Source organism: Paenibacillus humicola, assembly GCF_028826105.1.
GTDB classification, from domain to species: Bacteria; Bacillota; Bacilli; order Paenibacillales; family Paenibacillaceae; genus Paenibacillus_Z; species Paenibacillus_Z humicola.
Genome location: NZ_JAQGPL010000001.1, coordinates 4,080,659 through 4,104,300, shown reverse-complemented (window position 1 = coordinate 4,104,300; position 23,642 = coordinate 4,080,659). Strand labels below are relative to the sequence as shown.

23 protein-coding genes and 1 other RNA gene are annotated in these 23,642 nt (G+C 58.3%); 16 read left to right on the top strand and 8 right to left on the bottom strand.

Annotated features, from left to right (window positions below; genetic code table 11):
* Positions 1–5 precede the first annotated feature (5 nt).
* Both ssrS and PD282_RS18850 read left to right on the top strand, forming a co-directional pair.
* Positions 6–189, top strand: a non-coding RNA gene (ssrS, locus tag PD282_RS18855) — 6S RNA.
* A gap of 94 nt (positions 190–283) precedes the next feature.
* Entirely contained in the window at positions 284–679 is a 396-nt protein-coding gene (locus tag PD282_RS18850) for a DUF1499 domain-containing protein (protein ID WP_274652182.1), read from the top strand.
* Positions 680–770: 91 nt separating this feature from the next.
* Here the strand turns inward: PD282_RS18850 and tpx are convergent, their stop codons facing one another.
* Positions 771–1,289: a thiol peroxidase gene (gene tpx / locus PD282_RS18845; protein WP_274652181.1), complete on the bottom strand. Its 519-nt coding sequence runs from the start codon at positions 1,287–1,289 to the stop codon at positions 771–773.
* A 90-nt stretch (positions 1,290–1,379) separates the two neighbouring features.
* Between tpx and PD282_RS18840 the strand changes: the two genes are divergently transcribed.
* From PD282_RS18840 to PD282_RS18825, 4 genes are all read left to right on the top strand, one after another.
* A complete protein-coding gene (locus tag PD282_RS18840; RefSeq protein ID WP_274652180.1) occupies positions 1,380–1,985 on the top strand; it encodes a rhomboid family intramembrane serine protease in 606 nt (201 codons plus the stop codon).
* A gap of 32 nt (positions 1,986–2,017) precedes the next feature.
* Positions 2,018–2,917: a glutamate biosynthesis transcriptional regulator GltC gene (gene gltC, locus PD282_RS18835; protein ID WP_274652179.1), complete on the top strand. Its 900-nt coding sequence runs from the start codon at positions 2,018–2,020 to the stop codon at positions 2,915–2,917.
* 130 nt (positions 2,918–3,047) lie between these two features.
* On the top strand, positions 3,048–4,901 hold the full coding sequence (locus tag PD282_RS18830) for a peptidoglycan D,D-transpeptidase FtsI family protein (RefSeq protein ID WP_274652178.1): 1,854 nt from the start codon (positions 3,048–3,050) through the stop codon (positions 4,899–4,901).
* Positions 4,902–5,136: 235 nt separating this feature from the next.
* Positions 5,137–5,580 (top strand): carboxymuconolactone decarboxylase family protein, encoded by a 444-nt coding sequence (locus PD282_RS18825; protein WP_274652177.1) that lies wholly within the window; start codon positions 5,137–5,139, stop codon positions 5,578–5,580.
* 182 nt (positions 5,581–5,762) lie between these two features.
* On the opposite strand, the gene PD282_RS18820 is transcribed toward PD282_RS18825, so the two are convergent.
* Together PD282_RS18820 and PD282_RS18815 are read right to left on the bottom strand one after the other, a co-directional pair.
* Entirely contained in the window at positions 5,763–6,668 is a 906-nt protein-coding gene (locus tag PD282_RS18820; protein WP_274652176.1) for a pyridoxamine 5'-phosphate oxidase family protein, read from the bottom strand.
* 1 nt (position 6,669) lies between these two features.
* Positions 6,670–7,110: a VOC family protein gene (locus PD282_RS18815; protein WP_274652175.1), complete on the bottom strand. Its 441-nt coding sequence runs from the start codon at positions 7,108–7,110 to the stop codon at positions 6,670–6,672.
* Between the two features lie 119 nt (positions 7,111–7,229).
* Here PD282_RS18815 and PD282_RS18810 point away from each other — a divergent pair, with 119 nt between their 5' ends.
* The gene (locus tag PD282_RS18810; protein WP_274652174.1) at positions 7,230–7,817 is read left to right on the top strand and encodes a CGNR zinc finger domain-containing protein; all 588 of its coding nucleotides are present in this window, start codon (positions 7,230–7,232) and stop codon (positions 7,815–7,817) included.
* A gap of 23 nt (positions 7,818–7,840) precedes the next feature.
* Here the strand turns inward: PD282_RS18810 and ytvI are convergent, their stop codons facing one another.
* Positions 7,841–8,977 carry a sporulation integral membrane protein YtvI gene (gene ytvI / locus PD282_RS18805; RefSeq protein ID WP_274652173.1) on the bottom strand — a complete coding sequence of 379 codons (1,137 nt, stop codon included), beginning with the start codon at positions 8,975–8,977 and terminating at the stop codon, positions 7,841–7,843.
* 182 nt (positions 8,978–9,159) lie between these two features.
* Between ytvI and PD282_RS18800 the strand changes: the two genes are divergently transcribed.
* A complete protein-coding gene (locus PD282_RS18800; protein ID WP_274652172.1) occupies positions 9,160–10,539 on the top strand; it encodes a polysaccharide deacetylase family protein in 1,380 nt (459 codons plus the stop codon).
* Between the two features lie 78 nt (positions 10,540–10,617).
* On the opposite strand, the gene ilvD is transcribed toward PD282_RS18800, so the two are convergent.
* A complete protein-coding gene (gene ilvD, locus PD282_RS18795) occupies positions 10,618–12,303 on the bottom strand; it encodes a dihydroxy-acid dehydratase (RefSeq protein WP_274652171.1) in 1,686 nt (561 codons plus the stop codon).
* A 566-nt stretch (positions 12,304–12,869) separates the two neighbouring features.
* On the bottom strand, positions 12,870–13,214 hold the full coding sequence (locus PD282_RS18790; protein ID WP_274652170.1) for a hypothetical protein: 345 nt from the start codon (positions 13,212–13,214) through the stop codon (positions 12,870–12,872).
* A 396-nt stretch (positions 13,215–13,610) separates the two neighbouring features.
* Here PD282_RS18790 and PD282_RS18785 point away from each other — a divergent pair, with 396 nt between their 5' ends.
* The gene (locus PD282_RS18785) at positions 13,611–14,471 is read left to right on the top strand and encodes an MBL fold metallo-hydrolase (RefSeq protein WP_274652169.1); all 861 of its coding nucleotides are present in this window, start codon (positions 13,611–13,613) and stop codon (positions 14,469–14,471) included.
* A gap of 57 nt (positions 14,472–14,528) precedes the next feature.
* Here PD282_RS18785 and PD282_RS18780 read toward each other — a convergent pair whose 3' ends face one another.
* Positions 14,529–15,248 carry an MBL fold metallo-hydrolase gene (locus PD282_RS18780; protein ID WP_274652168.1) on the bottom strand — a complete coding sequence of 240 codons (720 nt, stop codon included), beginning with the start codon at positions 15,246–15,248 and terminating at the stop codon, positions 14,529–14,531.
* A 114-nt stretch (positions 15,249–15,362) separates the two neighbouring features.
* Between PD282_RS18780 and PD282_RS18775 the strand changes: the two genes are divergently transcribed.
* The 4 genes from PD282_RS18775 (at position 15,363) to PD282_RS18760 (ending at position 19,488) form a co-directional block, all read left to right on the top strand.
* The gene (locus tag PD282_RS18775; protein WP_274652167.1) at positions 15,363–15,974 is read left to right on the top strand and encodes a DUF1349 domain-containing protein; all 612 of its coding nucleotides are present in this window, start codon (positions 15,363–15,365) and stop codon (positions 15,972–15,974) included.
* A 244-nt stretch (positions 15,975–16,218) separates the two neighbouring features.
* Positions 16,219–17,304, top strand: coding sequence for a low-specificity L-threonine aldolase (gene ltaE / locus PD282_RS18770; protein WP_274652166.1), 1,086 nt, complete (start codon positions 16,219–16,221; stop codon positions 17,302–17,304).
* 355 nt (positions 17,305–17,659) lie between these two features.
* Positions 17,660–18,379 (top strand): D-2-hydroxyacid dehydrogenase, encoded by a 720-nt coding sequence (locus tag PD282_RS18765; RefSeq protein WP_476703966.1) that lies wholly within the window; start codon positions 17,660–17,662, stop codon positions 18,377–18,379.
* A gap of 38 nt (positions 18,380–18,417) precedes the next feature.
* Positions 18,418–19,488, top strand: a complete 1,071-nt coding sequence (locus tag PD282_RS18760) for a M42 family metallopeptidase (protein WP_274652165.1) — start codon at positions 18,418–18,420, stop codon at positions 19,486–19,488.
* A 531-nt stretch (positions 19,489–20,019) separates the two neighbouring features.
* On the opposite strand, the gene PD282_RS18755 is transcribed toward PD282_RS18760, so the two are convergent.
* Positions 20,020–20,550 carry a CcdC protein domain-containing protein gene (locus tag PD282_RS18755; protein WP_274652164.1) on the bottom strand — a complete coding sequence of 177 codons (531 nt, stop codon included), beginning with the start codon at positions 20,548–20,550 and terminating at the stop codon, positions 20,020–20,022.
* Between the two features lie 222 nt (positions 20,551–20,772).
* Here PD282_RS18755 and PD282_RS18750 point away from each other — a divergent pair, with 222 nt between their 5' ends.
* From PD282_RS18750 to sigK, 3 genes are all read left to right on the top strand, one after another.
* A complete protein-coding gene (locus PD282_RS18750; protein WP_274652163.1) occupies positions 20,773–21,921 on the top strand; it encodes a sensor histidine kinase in 1,149 nt (382 codons plus the stop codon).
* A complete protein-coding gene (locus PD282_RS18745; RefSeq protein ID WP_274652162.1) occupies positions 21,908–22,576 on the top strand; it encodes a response regulator transcription factor in 669 nt (222 codons plus the stop codon). The genes PD282_RS18750 and PD282_RS18745 overlap by 14 nt, the downstream gene beginning before the upstream one ends.
* A 316-nt stretch (positions 22,577–22,892) precedes the next feature.
* Positions 22,893–23,594, top strand: coding sequence for an RNA polymerase sporulation sigma factor SigK (gene sigK, locus PD282_RS18740; protein ID WP_274652161.1), 702 nt, complete (start codon positions 22,893–22,895; stop codon positions 23,592–23,594).
* Positions 23,595–23,642: the final 48 nt, after the last annotated feature.

The window sequence follows — 23,642 nt, the reverse complement described above, 5'->3', positions numbered from 1 at the left end:
AATTACACATCCTGCGATGTTCGTTACGGTCTAGACGTTGTTTTGAACCAATGGCTGTTTCTAGGGAGACCAAGATTGAAACGCGGCTGACACGCCCTCAAAAGGGGATCTCAAAACCGTTTCTGCGGTCACCCACCTGCGAGAGCGGGTTCAGAAACAAGTAGGCCGGACGGCATAGGCGGGTTACTTATCGCAAGGGAAAAGGGGGCAACCCCTTTTTTTTGTGCCCGGAATTGTGCTATCATGGTATTTAGTGTATACAGACGTGAGGGGGAGATCATCTTTGTCGTTGAAGCGAACCCTGATCGGGTTGCTGCGCAGTCACGAAGCGACTGGCGATCGTGCGAAAGATCCGCTGCTCAAATCCCATTTTTACAAGCTTTCCAAGGATAGGGCATGGGAAGAGGTCGTCTCCACATTGAAGAAAATGCAGGGCTACAGGCTGCTGCACGAGGTCGAATCGGTTGGAGAGATCGTTCTGGAGAAAAGGACGATGACCGGCCGCACGATGGATATCACCGTTTCCGTCATCAGCGTCAACCCGGTTACGTCGGCGGTCGATATTTATTCGGCATCACGCGGATCGCTGGGCGATCTCGGCTCCAACTACAGAGTCATTCTTGACCTTTACCGGACGCTCGATAAAAGGCTGGCCGCGTACAAAACGACCGGCCCCTGACAAACAAAAGCGAGGAAGGACAGCCCTTCGCTCGCTTTTGTCGTTTTTGCAGGCGGTCGGCGCCTGATTAGGCTCGTAAGCGATGGAAAGCTTAGACGAGCGCTTTCACCGCGTTGAGCGCAGCTTCGTAATTCGGATGCTCGGTCATTTCGCCCAAATATTCGACGTATTGGATCGTATCCTTCTCGTCGATGACGAAGATGGCGCGGAAGTCGAGCGCAAGATCCTTGATCAGAACGCCATAAGCTTGTCCGAAATCGTTGTTGCGGTAGTCGGACAGCATGACGACCTTGTCGACGCCGGCGGCGCCGCACCAGCGGGCCTGCGCGAACGGAAGGTCGACGCTGACCGTCAGGACGACGACGTTATCGCCGAGCTTGCCGGCTTCTTCGTTAAAGCGGCGGGTTTGCGCGTCGCATACGCCCGTATCGATCGAAGGAACGACGCTGACGAGCTTTACTTTGCCGGCGAAATCCTTCAGCGAGACGACATCAACCAGCGATTTGTTCAGCTGGAAATCGGGCGCCTGGTCGCCTTTTTTCAATTCCGGTCCGATCAGGGTAAGCGGGTTGCCTTTCAATGTCGCTGCGCCGGTACGTTCTTGTGCCATGATCATACAGCCTCCTCAAAATTGATAACACCATACCAATTTATTATAATCGTTATGAAATACTGTTGTCCATGACGGGAGGACGAGCGCATGATTTTTTTGCGGTACGAAAGCTTTCGGAGTTATTTGCGGTTCTACCCGGTGACATCGGCGCTGCTCGCGCTCAACATTCTCGTCTATATACTCGACTTACTGAGCGGACATGTTCTGCTGACCAAGGGGATGTTTATCAGTTACCGCGGATACAATCATTACGGATTTGATGAGCCCTGGCGCTATGTGACCTCGCTCTTTCTCCATCTTAATTTGGAGCACATCTTGTTCAATATGTTTTCCATTCTTGTGTTTGCGCCGCCGCTGGAACGGATGCTCGGCCATGGCCGCTATGCGGTGTTCTACCTGCTGAGCGGCGTGATCGGCAATCTATTTTCGGCGCTGGCGCTTTCCGAAACACAAGGAGCAGGGGCATCCGGCGCGATTTACGGCATTTTCGGCGCTTACCTGTATTTGGCGCTCATGAAGAAAACGCTTGACGAGGCGTCCCGAAAAACGGTATATGCCATACTGGGGTTTGGCATCATCTATTCGTTTGTTGTCCCCAGAATCGGCATTTGGGCGCACATCGGCGGCTTATTCGGCGGTTTTGCGCTGGCTTACATCTATGATTGGTATTTACTTGCAAGGCGCGGCCGGTAAAGGCTGCGATCGGACCGGGAAGAGGAGACGTTATGGAGCTGCGGCAGTTGTATTATTTTGTGAAGGTGGCTAAAAAAGAGCACGTGACCCAGGCGGCGGAGGAGCTGCATGTCGCGCAATCGGCGGTCAGCCGGCAAATTCACCAGCTCGAGGAGGAGCTTGGGGCGAAGCTGTTCATCCAGAAAGGGCGAAATTTGCAGCTGACGCCGGTCGGGCAGCTGTTTCTGAAGCGGGCGGAGGTGATTTTAGCCGATTTGGAGCGGGCCGTTGCGGATGTGCACGAGTTTCTCAATCCGGAGAAAGGCGAAATCCGGCTCGCCTTTCCGCACAGTCTCGGCATTTCGCTCATCCCGGAGGTCGTCTCGGCTTTTCGCAAGAAATATCCGAACGTGAGATTCCGGTTCAAGCAGGGCATGTATCCGTCGCTCATCCGCGACGTGGTGAAGGGCGAGGTCGATTTGGCCTTCGTATCGCCTTGTCCGGAGCATCACGAGTACGTCAAGGGCGAAATCGTGCTGACCGAGGAGCTGTTCGCGATTTTGCCGGCCAATCATCCGCTTGCCGGGGAGGATGCGATCGACCTTGTACAGCTGAAGGACGAAACGTTCGTCCTGTTCAGTCCCGGCTATTCGCTCCGGCCGATCGTGACCGACGCGTGCCGGGAAGCGGGCTTCGACCCGATCATCGGCTTCGAGGGGGAGGAAACCGATACGATCCGCGGCCTGGTCGCCGCCGGCATGGGCGTCAGCCTGCTGCCGGAAATGGCGCTTTACCCGACCGGTCATATGCAGCCGGCGAAGGTCAGGGTCAGGTCGCCGCGCGTGACGCGAACGGTCGGCCTTATCTACCGCTCCAACGAAAAGCTGCCGCTGGTCGCGAGAGTGTTCCACCACTTCCTGCTCCACTTTTTTGGCTGCGGGGAATATAAATAAGCGGCGGCAGCCGTTTCTTCCTGCCTTTCTCGGGGCGTCCCGGGGAAGGTTTTTTTCGGTTTCCCTGCCGTTTGGCCGGCATAGGTGCCCGGGCGGTGGGGAATGCTGGAAACGACGAGGTGAGACAAGCATGGACAAGCATTACGGGCGAAGACAGGGAAGAAAACGGCGCATCTTCGGCATCGCGGTCGGTATGAGCGCGGTGCTGGCTTTTTTCGTGCTGCGCATCGCCTGGCTTCAGCTGATGCCGGCGTCTCCGGCGTCGGCCCAGAGCGGCGGGATGAAGCGCGAGGCCGTTGCCCAGCGCGAGCGGGCGCTTGTGCTCGATACGGGGCGCGGCGATTTTGTCGACCGCAGCGGACTGGCGCTGACGGGCGATACGTATGAGGCGCTCGCCGTCTTCCCGCTGCAGGCCGGCGCGCGCGGCAGCGAGGCAGAGCTGGCGAAGCTCGCCGCGGCGCTCGGCATGAAGCGCGAGCCGCTCGAGAAGTGGATGAGCGGGTTGACGGAGCCGGTTTTCTGGCGGAAAAGCGGGGAACAGGAGCCGCACCGGCTGAGCACCCGGGAGCTGCGGCAGGTCGATCGGCTGCATATCGCCGGCGTCCGGGTGCTGCCTTACCGGAGCCGGTATCCGTCGGCATTTGAGCCGAAGCATGCCATCGGCTACATCAGCCAGCATCCCGAGCTGCTGCAGGCGAAGTTCGCCGAGGAGCTCTCGGCGCGCAAAATGAAGCTGACCGACCGGATCGGCGGCGCAGGCCTGGAGCGATCGCTGGACCGGCTGCTGCGCGGCACCGGCGCGACATCGGTGTCCTATTTCACGGACGGGGCGGACAAGCCGCTTGCCGGCCTCGATATGCGGCTCGTCTCGCCGGACAATCCGTATTATCCGCTGAAGGTGGTGACGACGCTCGATTTGCCGCTGCAAAATGCGATCGAACGGTACGTCGACGCCAGCGGATTGAAGCAGGGAGCGGTCGTCGTGCTCGACGCGCGGACCGGCGATATCGCGGCGATGGTCTCGCGGCCGCGCCTCGACGTGTTCGCGCTTGGCCGTCCGGGGACCGATCTTGCCAACCGCGCGGTGAGAGCCGCGACGCCGGGGTCGATCTTCAAGCTGGTGACGGAAGCGGCCGCGCTGGAAGCGGGCAGGACGGCCGAGAACGAGATTTTCGAATGCCGCGGCGAATACGGCCGCTACGGGCTCAGCTGCTGGAAGGAGGGCGGGCACGGCCGGATTACGCTGCAGGACGCGTTGGCCGTGTCGTGCAACGTCGCGTTTGCGACGATCGCGGAGCGGCTCAGTGCGGAGCAGTTTGCCGTGACGGCGGACAAGCTCGGCATCGGGCGGAAAATCGGCTGGAGCGACCCGGAGCCGTTTGCGCCGCTCGGCGCACCTTTGCGTCTGCTGCCGGAGGAGGAGGCGGGCACGGTATTCGCCCGGATGCCGGACAGACGGGACGGCGGCCAGCTGGCGCAAACCGGCATCGGACAGCGCGACGCTGCGTTGTCGCCTCTGCAGGCGGCGAATTTGATCGTGACGCTGCTGCATAACGGGCGCGTGACGGAGCCGCGGCTCGTCAGCGAAATCCGCTACGCGAACGGCCAGCGGCTCGCCGCGCTGCCGCGGCAGGCGTCGCCGTCGCGGTACGGCGCGATCCGGCCGTCGACGGCGCGCGCTCTGCTGCGCGGCATGGAAGCGGTCGTCGCCCGGGGAACAGGGCGGTCGATCCGCCAGGGGGCATGGGCGGTCGCCGGCAAATCCGGCACCGCCGAAACCGTCAGGGCCGGAGCCGCCCGCAACAACCAGTGGTTTGCGGGTTACGGCCCTGTGCAGGCGCCGCGCTACGCCGTCGCCGTGCTGGCGGAGAACCGCCCGCCCGGCTCGGCGAACAAGGCGACGGCGCTGTTCCGCGGCGTCATGGACCTTGCCGCCGCGCGCGAAGCGGACGGGGCGGCGCAGCACCCCGCCGCCGCCCGTTGACCGCCCGCAGGCGAGGCCGCGGGCGGCCGCGATCGGAACGGCCGCCCGCTGAAAGCCGGAGGCGGCCGCAATTCATTTTCGCAGAGGGTCGCGGCCCAGTCTCCGCTACACCGTGTAAGTCCAACTTCATCGGGTTATCCCGAAATTTTTTTGCACGTTATCCGAATCCGGTCACAAAACGGGCCGCTTATTTGTCTTATTTTACGAAAAGCCAAAATACTAGGAGGAGACAACGATGAAATTACGGATCGATCACATGAAAGCAAACCCCGAGGCGTACAAAACGATGCTGCACCTGGAGCGGTTCATCAAAGAATCGGGTCTCGACCCGATTCTTTACGAGCTGATCAAAATCAGAGCTTCGCAGCTGAACGGCTGTTCGTTCTGTCTCGATATGCACACGAGGGATTTGCGGAAAATGGGCGAAACGGAGCAGCGCATTTACCTGCTGTCCGTCTGGCGCGAAACGAATCTGTACTCAGGCGAGGAGCGGGCCGCGCTGGAGCTGACGGAAGCGCTGACGGAGCTGCCGAAGAACGGGCTGCCGGACGACGTCTACGAGCGGGTAAGAGCCGTCTTCGACGAGACGCAGTTCGTCACCCTGATCATGGCGATTAACGCCATCAACTGCTGGAACCGGCTTGGCGTCGCCACCGGCATGTTTCCCGGGTACCGGTAAGGAGCTGCGGATTCCGGCGAGCGAAACGGAACGGAACGGACGGCAGGATGTTTCGGAATGAAAAGCAGTCAGCCAAATAAACGAAAAGAAGTCTTCGGCAATTCACCTTCCAGTTGACGGACCGAAGACTTCTTTTTTGTCTTATCGCCGTTTAAGGACTGCCTCCTCGCTTCCCCGCCGGATCAGCCCGCCGGATTGAATGGCGAATAAGCTTCGAACCGGTACCGGGATCTGAACGCCGAGTCCGTCTGCACCGCTTCGCCTATACGGAACCGGACCAGCCGGTCCGCTCCCGGGAAATGACGAATATCGGGAGCATCCCACTCGATGGCCGCTTCGCCGGTCAGCTGAAGGGCGTCTCCGTTCTCGAAATTAAGAAACAAAAGTCCTGCCCGCGGGTCGGCTTCGATATTCCCGAGCGTATTGAACATGTTGTTTCCGGGATAATCCGGGAAAACAAGCGTGCATTCGTCAATAGCCCGGACGAACCCGGGACGACCGCCGCGGTGCGAAGCGTCGGCGCCGGCTTGGGGATGCCGCGTTGCGATAAAAAACGTATCCGCCCGGGCGATCTCCCGCATCTGGCGGCCGTTCAGCCGGGACGAACGCTGCGGTGCCGGAGCCGCGCCGTCCGGAGCGGACGAGAAGCGCTCGAAACGGCGGGCTTGAATATATTTCGGGCAGTTGGCATAAACCTGCCCGGTCACAGCGGTGAACCCTCCGTCATCGGCGGAGACGATGCGGCCGTTGATCCGCATTCGCTTGCGGGCGGCAAAATCGAGTGCCAGCATCCCGATGTCCCCGCCGATTTCCGGCTCCGGCACTATGAGACACGTCTGCCCGCTGGGCGCGTTAACACGCACATGCCGGTCGTCCTGCGCGCGGACGAAGCCCGGGACGCCTTCGACTGCAGACGCCCATACGCGGCCATCCGGGCCGGACGCGCCTAGAATGAGCAGGTTCTGCTCGCGCAAAAATTGCGCCGCAACCGCCGGGATCGTTTCGCGCAGCGTCCCGCTCATCCGTGCGGCGAGCTCTTGAACGCCGGCCCGCTGCTGGACGGCCAGCTCACCTTCATGGTACTCCATATCAGAAAAATCCGCAGGCGGGTCCATCCGTCGACGCATCGGCATGGTCCGCCGCGCCGTGCGCACTGTAAATTTCGAGCCGGATCCCGTCCGGATCGAGGAAGAACAGGCCTCCGGAGTCCCGGTCCTCCGCATGGGGAACAACACCGTCATAAATGAGCCGAATGCCGAGCCCGCGCAGCCGGCGTTCGGCTTCCTTCACATCCTCAATGGATTCGGCTTCAAACGCGAGATGGTGAAGGCCCGGGCGGCTAGGGCCGAACGCTCCTTCGCTCTGCTCCCAAAGCGTCAGCGTAATTTGGCCGTCATGGCCGAGATACGCGAACCTCCGGTCCGCTTCCCCGGAAGATTGAAAAATAACCTCAAGACCGAGCGCACCGCGGTAAAAGTCGATCGAACGCTGCAGCTGTGTGACGTTTAATCCGACATGGCCTGTTTTCAATGGAATCCCTCCGTTTATAATACCTGAAATTGTTATACACATATTATAATATCGAAAGATTATAACTAGTCAATCGTATTTTTGCATATTATAATTGTCGGTAAGGGAGGGTTCGCGCGATGGAATCATCGTTTATTTGGCTCGGCAACCACGCCGCGCTGGATTTTATGAATACGAAGCTGATCCGGAAAGGGCGGCTGTGTGACCTGCTCCGTTCCTTCGAGGACGTCGAAGCGTGGCTGAAGGAAGCCGGTTTTCTTCATCGGATCGAGGGGCTGGATGAACTGAACGACAGCGAGAAAGACGCCGTTCACGGCGAGACGCTGGAGGTGCGCAGCCTGCTTGAACGGGCGCTGCCGCATCTGACGGAAGGGGAGCGTATCGAGCCGGCATGGACCGAAGAAATAAACCGCCTGCTCCGCACCCGCCCAGGGTTCATTTATTTGCAGCCGGACGGCAAGTCCGTAAGAGCGGAGATGCATTACCCGGCCAGAAACATCGCAGGTTTATTTTTGGAGCTGGCCACCGGTTTGCTGACGGCACCCGATCCCGGCAAAATAAAAAAATGCAGCAATACGAAATGTATTCTGCATTTTTATGATAACAGCCGCAACGGCTCCCGCCGCTGGTGCGATGTCTCTCAGTGCGGGAACCGGGTCAAGGTGAACCTGCATTATCACCGGAAGAAAGCGGCGAAACGCGACTAAATGCTTGCCCATTTTTTTACTCGTCAGTCCGTGTTCCCGTGTTCCCGGCCGTCCGGATCCGCCGCTTCCGGAACGGCATCGAACTCGCCCGCAGGCGCGTGAATCCACCGGTGGAAGTAACGCTGATCATACAGCGCTTTGATCAGAATCATCAGGATTGGGGAGAGAATGACGCCGGCGACGCCGAAGATCGACAGCGATACGATCATGAACGCCAGCATCGTGAAGGCGGAGACGCCGAGCGTATCGCCCGTTATTTTCGGCTCCAGAAACTGCCGCGTCATGACGACGACGAGAAACAGCACGCTCAGCCAAATCGCCAGCGATGTTTGTCCGACGATAAACAGATAAATGATCCAGGGAATGAACACGGTTCCCACACCGAGCAGCGGCAGCACGTCGAAGATGGCCGACAGCAGCGAGATCGAGAAGGCGTTGTCGACGCGAAGCGCCAGCAGAGCGGCGAAGATGACGACGAACGTGATGGAAATCAGCTTGCCCTGCGCCTTCAGATAGCCCGCAATGCCGGAAAATACGTTCTCCTTCAGAAACCGGAACGCCGTCTTGAACGTTCGCGGCGTTTTCTCGCGGGCGGTTTTCTTCCAGTCGGCGATTTCCAGGCTTAGAAAATAAGCCAAAATCATGCCGACCACAAAATTCAGGACAAACGTCGAAAACGACATCAAATAACCGCCGAGCGACTTCAGGAACGAAGCGGCGAACCGCTGGCCCCAATCGGTGACGTAGGCGATGGCTTCGTTCAGCTTGTCCAGCACGCCGGGAGGCAGCGCTTTAATTTTTGTATCAAGCAGCGCCGAATTTTTCTGGAATTGTTCGGTAAACAGCTGCTGATAATAAGGAAGCTTCGCAGCGAGAGCGGTGATTTGCGCGGTCATGACATAGGCGGCCCCGAGCAGGGCGCCGACGATCACAAGCGTAAAGACCAGAACGGAGACGGCCGAGGCGATCGATTTCTTCATGCCGAGCCGGTTCAGCCATTTGGCGAGCGGTTCGATGCACATAAAGATGACAAACGAAAAGAAAATCGGCGTCGCAATCCGGTACAACCAGCTAAATGCCAGCATAATCAAATAAACGGTCAGCACGATCAGCGCAATATCGAACGCGGTGCGCCAATATTTCCGGTAGAAGGCAAGCATGACGGGTCCCCTTTACACGTATGTATCATATTACACCCAAGATTGTACACTATATCGAAGCTGTTAAAAAGAAAGAAGGCGCCTTACGCGTAGCCGTTTTCGATCGCCTTGTGCTACAATAAAGGGAGGCATGCGGAGGCTGAAGCGTTCCAGGGCTCGCAATAGGGGATCGAAACAGAGGGGTGGTTTGGGAAGCGACGATGGAAAATTTCCTGCTGTGGGGCTTTTATATTCTAACGTTTTATGCCTTTCTTCCCGGATTGGTCAGCCGTACATTCGGATTCCGCGTATTCAAAAAAGGCCGCGCGGCGCATGAAATCGCCTTGACGTTCGACGACGGGCCGGACCCGGAGTATACGCCGCAGCTGCTCGATTTGCTGAAACGCTACGACGCGAAAGGGACGTTTTTTGTCGTTGGCGTCCATGCGGAGCGCCATCCTGAGCTGCTGCGAAGAATGCACGAGGAAGGACATATCATCGGCATTCATAATTATGTGCACAAGACGAACTGGCTGATGCGTCCGGGAACGGTGAAGAAGCAAATCCACCGCACGGCGGATGTGATCAAGAAAGCGACGGGGGAACGTCCCGCATTTTACCGTCCTCCGTGGGGAATCGTTAATTTGTTCGATTTTTCGAATCTCGGGTATTTGCAAATTATTTTATGGTCGGCGCTGTTCGGAGACTGGCGCAAGCGAGTCGGAGCGGACCGGCTGCTAGCCAGGATGATGAAGAAGCTCCGGCCGGGCGAAGTGCTGCTGCTGCACGACTGCGGCGCGACGCTGGGGGCCGACAGGGAAGCTCCCGCCAACATGCTGGTGGCGCTGGCTTCGTTTATGGAAGAAGCGACAAGCCGCGGATTCCGCTTTGTGCATATCGAGGAAATGATCGAGCTGACCGACAAAAGCAAAGCGACGATGCATACGCTCGGCTGGTTCAAACGGCTGCTGATCGCCTGCTGGATGGGCTGGGAGCGGATTTTTCACGTCCTGTTCCGGATCAAGCCGACCGGCGAAGATCCGGTGCTTCATCACCGCATCATCAAGTATAAGGGCAAAACGCTGCACTTAAGCGATGGCGGAACAATCGCAAACAAGGATCCGGTGCTGGAGCTTCATTTTGACAATCATAAGCTTTTTCAAATCATGATGGATTCGCGGTCGGTTATGCATATCGCCATCCGGCTCATCCGGGAGGTCGAGAAGGAGCTTCCGCGGCTGGCGGCGCGAATCGCCGGACGGGAAGAATATGCGAAAATCAGGGGACTGTACGGCATCAGCATGATCAACCGGGGGGCGGAGCAGTTTGGCTTCAGCGTCCTGGAGCTGCCGCCCGGCCTGTTCGACAAGATGACGCGGCTGTACCTCGGCACTTTAATGAAGGTGCTGCATCCGTCAGGCAGGAAGCGGGTGCAGAAACGCGGGGATAAACTATCGCCGCGCATCATTGCGATGTCCATGGACCGCTTCCGGGAACGGTTCGGCGCCCCGCAGGTAAACTACCCTTGGCCGGCGTCGCAGTCGTTCGAGGAGCAGACGGAATCGCTGACGATCCCGCATTAAGGGCATGAAAAATTCATACGATAGGCAGCAAAAAAAGGGCGGCGCCGCATTCGGCGCCGCCCTTTTCAGGTGACGAAATCAGATCTTCATGACGCCGCCCATGCTGGCGTTTGTCACGAGGTGCGAGTAGCGGGCGAGGTAACCCTTCTTAACCTTCGGCTCGAAGCCTTTCCAGTCCGCCTTGCGAGCCGCAAACTCCTCGTCGCTGATGAGCAGGTTCATCGTCCGGTTGTTCAGGTCAAGCTCGATCAGATCGCCGTCCCGGACAAAGGCGATCGGGCCGCCTTCGGCCGCTTCCGGCGATACATGGCCGATGCTGATGCCGCGCGAGGCGCCGGAGAAGCGTCCGTCCGTAACAAGACCGACCTTCGCGCCGAGGCCCATACCGACGATTTGCGAGGTCGGGGCGAGCATTTCCGGCATGCCGGGACCGCCCTTCGGCCCTTCGTAGCGGATAACCACGACGTGGCCTTCCTTCACTTTGCCGCCGGCGATGCCGGCAAGCACATCGTCCTGCGAGTCGAAGCAGATGGCCGGGCCCTTCAGGTAGCCGCCGACCGATTTGTCGACCGCGCCGACTTTAATGATGGCGCCGCCCGGCGCCAGATTGCCGAACAGAACGGCAAGACCGCCGCGTTCGCTGTGCGGATTGTCGAGCGTATGAATGACTTCGGTGTTGCGGATTTCGCAGCCCGCCACGTTTTCGCGCAGCGTCCGGCCGGTGACGGTGATGCATTCGCCGTTCAGGGCGCCTTCCTTCTTGAACAGCTCGTTCAGCACGGCGCTGACGCCGCCCGCTTCTTGAACGTCCTCGATATGCCACTCGGAAGCCGGCGCGATCTTGGCCAGATGCGGCACGCGGGAGGCGATTTCATTGATCCGTTCGATCGGATACTCGATATCCGCCTCATGCGCAAGCGCCAGCGTATGGAGCACCGTGTTCGTGGAGCCGCCCATCGCCATGTCGAGCGCGAAGGCGTTGTCGATCGCATCCTTCGTGACAATATCGCGAGGCTTGATGCCGAGCTCGATCAGCTCCATGAGCTGGCGTGCGGATTGCTTGACGAAATCTCTGCGCTCCGGCGAAACGGCGAGAATGGTGCCGTTGCCCGGGAGCGCGAGGCCGAGCCCTTCGGCCAGGCAGTTCATCGAGTTGGCGGTAAACATGCCGGAGCAGGAGCCGCAGGTCGGGCAGCCGAACTGCTCGAGCTCCTGCAGGCCTTTGTCGTCGATTTTGCCCGCTTGGTAAGCACCGACGCCTTCGAAGACGCTGGAAAGCGAGATCGAACGGCCGTCGGACGTTTTGCCCGCCTTCATCGGGCCGCCGGAGACGAAGATCGTCGGAATGTTGACGCGCAGCGCGCCCATCATCATGCCCGGCGTAATTTTATCGCAGTTCGGGATGCATACCATGCCGTCGAACCAGTGCGCGTTGACGACCGTCTCGACGGAGTCGGCGATAATTTCGCGGCTGGCGAGCGAGTAGCGCATGCCGATATGGCCCATGGCGATGCCGTCGTCGATGCCGATCGTGTTAAATTCGAACGGCACGCCGCCCGCTTCGCGGATCGCTTCTTTTACGAGCTTTCCGAATTCCTGCAGGTGAACGTGTCCCGGGATAATATCAATATACGAGTTGCAAACCGCGATAAACGGTTTGTCGAAATCTTCTTCCTTCACGCCTGCGGCGCGCAGCAGACTGCGGTGAGGCGCGCGGTCGAAGCCTTTTTTAATCATGTCCGAACGCATTTTCTTTGTCGGCATGCCTGTCCCTCCCATGATAGATTCAATAAAATTTAGTCTATCATAACGCCGTCGAAATGGCTAGGCGGAAACGCTGCCCGGCAAGGACCGGCGCGGCTTTGCGACAGGCGGAGAAGCCACGTCCTGGGCAGACCTGCACGGCGGACCTGAGGAGCGGAATCGGGGAAGGCAGGAGAGGCGGCACGTCCCGATGACAGACGCCGGGATATAAAAAAGCTCCGCGCAGCGTCATCGCTGCACGGAGCTCTGGAGCGGAAGCGGTCGGACGATCCGGTTAACGCCTCCGAAGTTGGCCCGGCGTATGATTCGCCGGCTGCATCGGCGCGGCCGCCGTACGCTCAGCTTTCGCCGCTGCCGCCGCCTTTCTTGTCGCCCGTCTTCGTCTGCGTGTTCTGATTGCCGTGACCCTGCTGCTTGGCCAATGGGATCGCCTCCTTTGTTCGTTTCTGCCTATTGTGCTGCGCCGAGGCTGCGCTTATAAGTCGGAAGGCAAGGAAATAAATGCCGGAAGCCGCAGCGCAAAAAGACCTTGCGCCGGTTAAACCGGGCAAGGTCTCCTGGCGATCTTACATCGCCATCGGCTTGCGAGCCGAAAGCAGATGCTTGATCCGGTACATTTTCCATTTGGATACCGGCACCTGCTTGGATTCAGGGACATCCGGATCGAACAGGATGGCGCCGCCTTCCACCGTTGCGATTTTGCTCGCGTTCACATAGCAGTTCGAGCTTACTTTAACGAACTGGCCGCTTGTTATATAACCGCTCAGCTGATCGGCCGAAATTCTTTTCTTTATATTGTAGTTTCGTCCGTGAAAGCTGACCAGTCCGAGCCGGCCGACTTTAAAGTAGAGAATATCACGCTCGACCTCGAAATTCTCGTACACGTTCCGTTCATTCGCCGCAACATTCATCGTTTTAAGCTCCCCCTCGTCAGATGAATTTGTTAGCGCTTTCATTCTAACACAAAAGGGCTGAAAAGAAAACGGTCTTTTTGTGAAATGTTATAAAAAACATTGGCGAAACCGACAATTCGTCCGGAGATGCCGGAACTGATTTTCACCGATTGGAAAAGGCTGGGCCGCTTTCCGGTTTTCGTGTTACAGCCGGTCCGGCCGAATCCCATAAACGCGCCAGGCGATCGTCCCGGATCATAATATTGGAGCTTTCCTTTTTTTGCGGCAGCCGGAGCGTGAACATTGTCAGATTGCGGAAAACGGGCTAAGATGGAGTAAGCATAGGAGCATCAGGAACGGACATGCTTGCCGCGTTGGAAAGCTATTAATCGGAGGTTCCAAGGAGGATGGCCAATGCCGCAGAATCAAGGAGTTTTCCAGTTCAGCGCTCCGCCAACACGGCCGATCGCTGACGATGCTTTTGCCGCGTCGGACCGCACTTCGCTCTGGTGGCTGACAGGGGCTGGTTTTCTGATCAATGTCCGCGGAACGCTGCTCATGATCGACCCCGTCATTACGATGAAGACCGGCTCCGGGGACTTTTGCGAGCTTGGACATCGCATGCTGGTACCCCTGCCCATTACGGCCGATCGGGTCCCCCGGCTGGATGCCGTCCTGTATACGCATATCGACGACGATCATTTGGCGCCGCTCACGGCTCCCGCTTTGGCACATGCGGGCGGCTTGTACGGCGGTCCCGCGATCGCGGTACGGGAGCTGGTTCGCCTCGGAATTCCGGAGGAACGGACCCGGGCGCTGAGTATCGGTGAAACCTTCCGCGTCGGGCAGGCAGAAATTACGCTTACCCGTGCCGACCATTCGTGGCAGGAACAGGACCCGGCCAAGTTCGGCACGCCGTACGGGCCGGAGGACTGCTGCGGCTTCTTGATCCGCACGCCGGACGGGGTTATTTGGCATACGGGGGATTCCCGGCTGCTGCCCGAGCATCTGCAGATGAACGGAGTCGACGTGCTGCTGCTCGACGTTTCGAACGACCCGTATCATTTCGGTGCCGAGGCGGCGGTCATGCTCGCCAATCATTATGCGGACGCCGATCTGATCGCGCACCACTACGGAACCTACGACGCGCCGGAAGCGCTGCCTTTTAACGGAGATCCCTCGAAGCTCGCTCCGCGCATCGACGGTTCGGCGGACCGGCTTCACATTCTGGCTCCCGGTGAGCGCTTTACGCTTAACGGCGGCGGCTCGAAATGAACGGCCGGCCGCATCCAAGCTGGACACTAAGCTGACCGCTGAATGCTCGGACGTAAGTCAGTCTGCCGCGTTCGCAGCGTGCGGGCTGCGAAGCTCGAGCAGTCCCGTTCGATAGCCGCTCTTCAGCAGCCCGGAGGCGCCTTGCAGGCAGGGAAGATAATGGCCGGCCAGCACGGCGTCCGCTTCGACCGAGGCCAGCCGCTTCAGCGAACGAAGATATTCGTCCGGGCTGTAGTCGGCGGCGATGCGGGCGCCCAATTTAGCTTCGCCGTGCAGGCCGGCCATTAACGCATCCCCGGTGAACAGCACCGTTTGGCCGTCGATGGTCAGCCTGTACGCGACGGATCCGGACGAATGCCCGGGGACGTGCAGCACCTCGAACGCAAGCCCCGCAGCCTGGATGACGTCGCCGTCCTTCACTTTGCGGTCGACCCGGCACGGCACGAAGGTCTCTTCGTAGCAGTAAGGAATGACCCGTTCGTCGGCAAGCTCGATGCCCTCCGCGTCTCCCGGACCGGCTGCGATTTCCGCTCCTTTCGCGCGGAATGCATGGGCGTTGCCGCTGTGATCGAAATGCGAATGTGTCAGCAGCAGATGGCTGATCGGATACCCGGACAGCCCCCAGGCGGACAGGTTGCGCTGAATAACCTTGAGCTCGGCCTCGTTCGTCCCCGAATCGATCAAGACGACCGCTTCATCCCCCAGAATCGCGTATGCATTGGGATGAGTGCCGTAAGGCTGGCCGCATGCCAGAAATATACGTTTCAAGAGCTGCATCTGCATTATTCCTTTCCAGTCGGACCGTTATGGGGAAAAGTGTAAGCGACACAAGGCGCGATGACAAGACCTGGAACGCAAGTTATTGCGGCGACACGATTAAGGAGGCGGAACATGAATTTATTTGAACAAAGCAAGCAGGGGCGGCAGCTGCCTCCGAATTTTCATTGGATAAACGAGTCCGAAGAGTGGGGCTTCGACGAAACGGGTAAGCTTACTATCACCGCACCGCCGCTGGCGGATTTTTTTCGCGACCCGAAGGGAGACAGCGTGCGCAGCTCGGCGCCGTACGTGTATACCGTGCTAAAAGGCGACTTTACCGTCTGGACCCGCGCCGAAGCCGAAATGGTCGAAAATTTCGACTCCGCCTGCATCATGGTCATGGCCGGCGAAGACAACTGGGCCAAGCTATGCTTCGAATTTCCAAACCGCATTCCGACGATGGTCAGCGTCGTGACGAAGGGAACCTCGGACGACTGCAACTCGGAAAGAGTGAACGAGAAAAGGCCGTATTTGAGAGCGACCCGGTTCGGAGACTGCTTCGCTTTTTTCTACTCGCTGGACGGAGCATGGTGGAATTTGGTCCGATATTTCCGCTTGGAGGCTCCCGCGGAAATCCGGGTCGGCCTTGTCGCTCAGTCGCCTGCCGGAAACGGCTGCAAAACCGGGTTCGAGGGCTTTCATTATTCCCCCGTGCCGGTTACGGACTTGCGTTCGGGCGTGTAACCGTAAAGGTAAAATGGGGCAGGAACCGTACAGCTGGGCGCAGGAAGCGCCTGCAAGCTGCACCGGTTCCTTTTTTTATCCGGCCGGCCCGGGATGCTGATTCCGGGATATATGGCTGACAGCATCGCGAAAACAACTCAATCGTTGAATTTCGCAGGTGCGGAGAAGGGGAACGCGCATCGTCCGGCGAATACTTCCCAAAAACAAGGCAAGACCTTATGGATAGATGGAGGAGGAACCGCGCATGAAGACGATTGATTTGAGAAGCGATACGGTAACGAAGCCCACGCAGGAAATGAGAGACGCGATGGCCGGGGCGGAGGTGGGCGACGACGTCTACGGCGAAGATCCGACCGTCAACCGTCTGGAGGAGCTGTCCGCGCGAATGCTAGGGAAGGAAAGCGCGCTGCTAGTGACGTCGGGCACGCAGGGTAATCAGCTTGCCGTCATGAGCCATACGCGCCGCGGCGACGAAGTCATTTTGGAGCGTTCATCCCATATTTATCAGTTCGAGGTGGGCGGCATGGCCGTCTTGTCCGGGGTGCAGGCGGCACCTATCGACGGGATCGGTGGAAGGATGGATCCCTCCGCCGTTGAGAGCGCGATCCGCGGCGATAATATCCATTATCCGCGCACCTCCTTAATCTGCCTCGAAAACACCCATAACCGGAGCGGCGGTGCGGTACTTCCCCCGGAGCATATGAAGGAAGTCTGCGCCATCGCGCAAACGTACGGAATCATGACCCATCTCGACGGCGCCAGGCTGTTTAACGCAGCGACCGCGCTGGGCGTTCCCGTCTCCGAGCTCGCCGCTCCGTTCGATTCCGTGCAAATTTGTTTGAGCAAAGGGCTTGCCGCGCCTGTCGGCTCGATTCTCGCCGGAAGCCGTGAATTCATTCAAGCCGCGCGAAAATTCAGGAAGATGCTGGGCGGCGGCATGCGGCAGGCCGGCGTCATTGCGGCTGCCGGCATCGTGGCGCTCACCCGGATGACGGAGCGGCTGAAGGAGGACCATGACAACGCCCGGCTCCTGGCGCAAGGCTTGTCCGAAATTCCCGGACTTCGGATCGACATGGCTTCGGTGCAGACGAATATGGTATTCGGTGCGATCGCCGATCCGGGCAGGAATGCAGGGCAGCTGGCCGAATTTCTGGCGAACCGACATATTCGGATCAACGTCCTGGATGCCGGTCATTTCCGGCTCGTGACGCATAAGGATGTGGATTCCGGCGACATCGATAACGTCCTGGACGGCATGCGGCAATTTTTCGCCGAAAGCCAGGCTTATCCGGTAACCGGGAAGACCGTTTCATTTAAAGACAATTATTGAGACTGATTCAATCGTGCGGTAGCATGCTCGCTTACATCATGAGGGGAGAAGATGCACCTTGTACACCGTGCTGATTACAACGTTTTTGGAAGAGGAGCATGTGGAACGGATTCGGCAGACGCTGCCGGGTTTGCGCGTTCTGTACGATCCGGCTCTGCTTTATCCGCCGCGCTATAAAGGCGACCATACCGGTCCCGACGGGTGGACCCGCACGCCCGCGCAGGAGGCGCAATTTCGGCAATGGCTGGCCGAGGCGGATATTTTGTGGGATTTCGACCGTTATACCGCGCCTCGGCTGTCCGAGCTGGCGCCGAACCTGAAGTGGATCCAGGCGACGTTTTCCGGGGTCGGCGGCATGGTCCGGACGGCCGGGCTCGACCGGACGGACGTAACGGTTACCAACGCGGCCGGCATCCACGCCGTTCCGCTTGCCGAGCACTGCCTGCTGGCCATGCTGTATTTTACGAAAAATATTCCTTTTATTCAAAAGCAGCAGGCCGCCCGCCGATGGGAAAGGTACTGCGGCCGGGAGCTGCGCGGAAGCACCGTCGGCGTGATCGGACTAGGGGCGGTCGGACAGGAGGTGGCCCGCCTGTCGAAATCGATCGGCTTGAAGGTGATTGGCGTGAAGCGCAACGCGAATGCGGATCCCGCTTCCCTTCATGTGGATGAGCTGTACCCGCCGGGCGAGCTTCACTCGGTCCTGCCGCGCTGCGATTTTCTCGTGCTGATCTGCCCGCATACGCCGGAAACGGAAGGCATGATCGGCGAGCGCGAGCTGGCGCTGCTGCCCGCTGGAGCCGTGCTGATCAACATTGCCCGCGGGGCGGTGGTGGATGAGAAGGCGCTTATTGCGAGTCTGCGGACGGGCCGGCTGGGCGGAGCCGCCCTGGATGTAGCCCGGACCGAGCCGCTGCCGCCGGACAATCCGCTCTGGGAGATGGAGCATGTGCTGATCACGCCGCATTCCGCAAGCACGGCGGAACAGGAGAACCGGCGGCTGACCGATCTGTTTTGCGAGAACCTGAAGCGTTTTGCGGAGCAGCGGCCGCTGCTCAACGTGTACCGGGGCTGAACGGCCCGTTCGGTCGAAAATCAGAAGGAGGAGATACCATGAATGAACAGACGCTTGAATTGTTTCGCCAATTGACGGAAATGCCGGCCGCTTCGGGCTTCGAGGCCGATCTGCGCCGCTTCGTCCGTTCCAGGCTCGAGCCGGTCAGCGATGAAGTGGTCCAGGACCGCCTCGGCAGTATTTTCGGCATCCGGAAGGGGGCGGAGGACGGTCTCAAAATTATGGTAGCGGGCCATATGGACGAGGTCGGCTTCATGACAACGAGTATTACCGGCAACGGCATGATCCGCTTCAAGCCGCTCGGAGGCTGGTTCAGCCAGGTACTGCTGGCGCAGCGGGTCCAAATCGTCACGCCGAACGGTTCCGTACCCGGCGTCATTGGCTCGATCCCGCCGCATCTGCTCAGCGAGGCGGCACGCAGCAAGCCGGTCGATATCGACTCGATGTTCATCGATATCGGGGCGGACGACCGCGGGCATGCCGAGCGTCTCGGCGTTCGCCCGGGACTGCAGATCGTGCCGGTCTGCCCGTTCACGCCGCTTGCGGACGGGAAAAAAATGATGGCCAAAGCGTGGGACAACCGTTACGGCGTCGGCCTTGCCATCGAGCTGCTGCAGCAGCTGCACGGCAAGCAGCTGAGCAATACGATCGCGGCGGGCGCGACCGTTCAGGAGGAAGTGGGGCTGCGCGGCGCGGAGACAGCCGCCAGCCTCATCAAGCCGGACCTGGCTTTCGTGCTGGATGTCTCGCCGGCCAACGACACCAGCGGGGACCCGAACGCGTTCGGCCGGCTGGGCAAAGGCGCGCTGCTGCGCATTTTGGACCGCTCGATGATCCCGAACCCGAAGATGATCGATTACGTCAGGGATATCGCGGAGACGCACGACATCCCGTATCAATATTTCATTTCGCCGGGCGGCACGGACGCCGGCCGGATCCATTTATCCGGGATCGGCGTGCCTACGGCGGTAATCGGAATTGCGGGCCGGTATATCCACTCCGCCGCTTCCATCATTCATATCGACGATTACGCCGCGGCGAAAGAGCTGCTCGTTCGTCTCGTTCTCGAAACCGACCGCTCGGCGTTCGATTCGATCGTTTTCGACTAGGGCGATAGGGCCTGGCCGCGCATATCTTCAACGCGTTGTGAACACGAACCAACGTCAGGAAACAACGCAGATGGTTTGTGAGGTAAAGGTAGACGAGCCATATGAAGCATTAGGCTAGCCGGTCCAAGGGGCCGGCTTCCTGCTTTTTCTGGAGTTCATGCTGGTTGAGGTTTTTACGGAAAGTATTCCGTTTAGCAACGCAGCTTGCCGTTGAAAGCGAAGGGAATAAGAGCAGTGAGTGTTTGACCGGCTTGATATTAAAAAAGGGCTCTGCAACATCTCCAAACAATCTGCCAGCTGCTAAACCTCCTGCCGTACAAATACGAGTAAAGCCAGTCTTTTGTAACCGGGCAGCCTTCCAAGCAAAGGCCGAGGCTGTCTCTTAACAAAAGTCCGTTTTTAAATGAAGGCTTTATGTGCGGCTGGAAGAAAAAGAAGCGGACCGATCACAAAGGGCGGAAACTGAAAGTGGTTGCTGCGGCGAAGTTTTTGCGGGCCGGTTGTTTTTCGGCTTGAACGCGTTCCGTCCGGTTAGACGCTTGACATGTGCGCCGCCTTCCGCTGCAGCTGGCGAAACCGGCCATAGCTGACCAGGCGCCACGTGTAGATATTGACCACGATCATCGTCAAATACATGACAATCATCAGGTTGATGTCAGGGATGTGCGAGTGGGGAAGAAACACCGGATGCCGCTCAAACAGCCAGTTAATCCCAAGATAGCGGCGCAGAAACGGGATACCGATCAAAAAAAGGTACAGGAGCGGATTGCGTTGAAATTTCATCCTGCCGTTCCCTGCAGCCACAAAGTTCGTCGTGACGATGAGCGGAAGCGACAATAGGATCCCGAGCCCGGCGGGGAGCGCTACCTCCGTCCATGAAGCCCTTTGCGAAAATACATAGACGGCCCACGGAATTACGCCGAGCGCATGCACGTCCCCCAGCAGCAGGAACAGCCCTTTCCCCTTTAACGGCCGTGTGGTTTCCCATAATTGGATCGCCGCCGTGAGGACGACGCCCCATGTGATGAAAGTCGAAATCGTATTGAAGTTTTGCAGTGTCATTGTAACCCGCCTCCGGTTATTTTTGCGTGCTTGTTTATCACTTTAACATGCAGGGGTCATCTTGCCGTCCACCCGCAGTATAGAAATCGGAAGCAGATTATACATCCCGGGGATGACGACCGGCGCAGAACCGGAATGGTAAGATACCTTATAAATGGGCCTGATCTCCCGGAGGAAGTGGTTACACTGGATTTGTTCAATCGCATGATGAGCGGCCGCTTTATGCGGATTGTTTTAACCGTTGCGCTGGTTGTGCTTTATTCGCTGAATTTCGGAAACCGAGACGTGCCCGTCATCGCCGGTGCGGTGCTGATTCTGGTTTCTTATCTGATGCTTCTGTGGGCACCGAACGAATGGCTGACCCAACGAAAGCTTGTTTTTTTGTCAGGCTGGATCCTGGGGATGAGTATAATCGCTCACTACGCTTACGGAGCGCCGAGCCAGCATTTGCTGTGGCCTCTCGTATACATTCTGGCGGCCTCCCTTAACGAAAACAGACGGCTCACCAACGTTCTCGCCGTATTGGCTATCCTGACCGCGCTTGTCACGAATTACGCCTATCCGCTGCCCTTCGGCTTGCTCCTGAGCCTGGCGGCCGTATTTGTCGGCATCCGCATTCGTTGGCTTCGCCAGCTGTCCTATGAACGAAATCAGCGGCATTTGAGCGAGCTGAACCGGGCTCATCAAGCGCTTCAGGAAGCGACGGTCGATTCCATGCGCTATGCGGCCATGGAGGAGAGGACCCGGCTCGCCCGCGAGATTCACGATGGACTCGGCCACCAGCTGACGTCCATGATTGTGCAATTGCAAGCCCTTCAGATTTTACTGGCCGACGCTCCTGGAAACGTCACCCGAAAGGTGGACCAGCTGCTCGGCATCTCCCGCCGGCTGATCGGGGAGGTCCGCACCGCCGTCAAGGAGTGGTCGGAGGATGAGACGGGACTCGGCCTCGTTGCGTTAAAGGGGCTGGTTTCCCAGGCGCAGGGACGTTCGTCTATCCCCATTTATTTTCTGCAGGAATCGGAGGTTTCGGAGTGGCCGCTGGACACGAGCTCGGCCCTTTACCGGATTTTGCAGGAATCGATCACCAACGCGCTTCGCCATTCGGAAGCGAAATCGGTGACAATACGCATTCGGGAAACCGGGGATTGGGTTGTGCTGACCGTGAGCGATGACGGCACCTTAACGGAAGGCGAGGAGGTCACGCCGGGATTCGGGTTAACCGGCATTCGGGAGCGGTGCCGCTTGCTTGGGGGGACATTCCGATTCGCTGTGCGCCGGCCTCACGGTTTCGAAATGGAGGCGGCGATTCCGCTGTCGCCGGCCCGGGAAGAATCGGAAATAGGGGGCGTATCCCATGCCAAGCCATGAAAAAATTCGCATCGTGCTGGCCGAAGATCAGGCCCTCGTACGGGAAGGGCTGCGGTTGATTCTCGATGCCCAGCCGGATCTTGAGGTCGTCGCCGAGGCGGTTGATGGCAGGAGCGCCGTATCGGCCGCCATGCGAACCCTGCCGGATGTCATTCTGATGGACATTCAGATGCCGGGCGGCACTGGCATCGAAGCGACCCGCGAAATCCTGAGCGCCTTGCCGCATACGAAAATCGTCCTGCTGACCACGTTCGATGTCCAGGCGTACGTCTTTGACGGCATTCGCGCCGGCGCCGTCGGCTATTTACTGAAGGACACCGATACGAGGGAGCTGCTCGACGGCATTCGGTGGGTATACGGAGGACAAGTCATTTACCGTACCGCAACTGCGAGCAAGGCGTTGGCCCAGATGATGGAAAGCAGGAGCGGACTGGAGCCCGCAGCGGGTCCCGATTTAATCGAGCCTTTAAGCGAACGCGAAATCGACGTTTTGCAGCAGATGGCGTACGGCCGCAAGAACCAGGAGATCGCGGACATTCTCCATGTATCGAACCCTACCGTGAAGACGCATGTTCACCGGATTCTGCAGAAACTGGGCGCTCTTGATCGAACGCAGGCGGTTGTCTTCGCTTTGCGTCAAGGCCTCGTTCAATAGAAGGATTATCCAAAAGCTGCCGAGCGGAGTAGAGGTCTTGAAGGAAAGGTTGCTTCATTCATAAAGGCCTGGCAAAGCTTATCGACAGAAGGAGCAGTTGCCGCGGCGCTGCTCCCTGATCGTTGATTTATCGTGCCCGTAGTTAGGTGTGTTCTTTTGTTTTTTCGGAATAATAACGGAAAGAAGTCGAATAAAAATAGAACGAAGCAGGTACAGGCACACATAGGCCGCCGCCCACATACAATGTAAAACAGTCTTGTCGTCCGGGGAAGCCTACTTGCTTGCCCGGTCATAACATCATGGGGGTGGCCGAAATATGCCCGGATTGTTCGCCACAATTGCTTTGTTCATCAAGCAGCTGACGCTTCTCGTATCTTACGTGAAAAACAACGCTTTTCCCCAGCCGCTGCAAGAGGAAGAAGAGCTCCGGCATCTGAAGCTGATGGCGGAGGGGAATCAGCAGTCCCGTAATTTATTGATCGAGCATAACCTGCGCCTTGTTGCGCATATCGTCAAAAAATTCGACAATACCGGCGAAGACCTCGAGGATCTGATCTCGATCGGCACGATCGGCCTGATCAAGGCGATCGAGAGCTTTCAGACCGGCAAAGGCACGAAGCTGGCGACGTTCGCCGCGCGCTGTATCGAGAACGAAATACTTATGCACCTTCGGTCGCTGAAGAAAACCCGCAAGGACGTGTCGCTGCACGATCCGATCGGGACGGATAAAGAGGGGAACGAGATTACCCTCATCGACATCCTCGGCACGGAAACCGACGAAGTCGTCGACAAGGTGCAGCTCAAAATCGAAAAATCAAAAATATATAAAAACTTGGATATCCTGGATGAACGTGAGAAGGAAGTCGTCGTCGGCCGGTTCGGGCTCGAGCACGGAGGGGAAGAGCGAACGCAGCGGGAGATTGCAAAGGAGCTCGGAATCAGCCGCTCCTACGTGTCGCGGATCGAGAAACGGGCTTTGATGAAGCTGTATCATGAGTTTTATAAAGCTAAAAAATGAGTATTTGTTTTCGAACTTCACGAATGATTGCGAGGTTACTCAGTTACA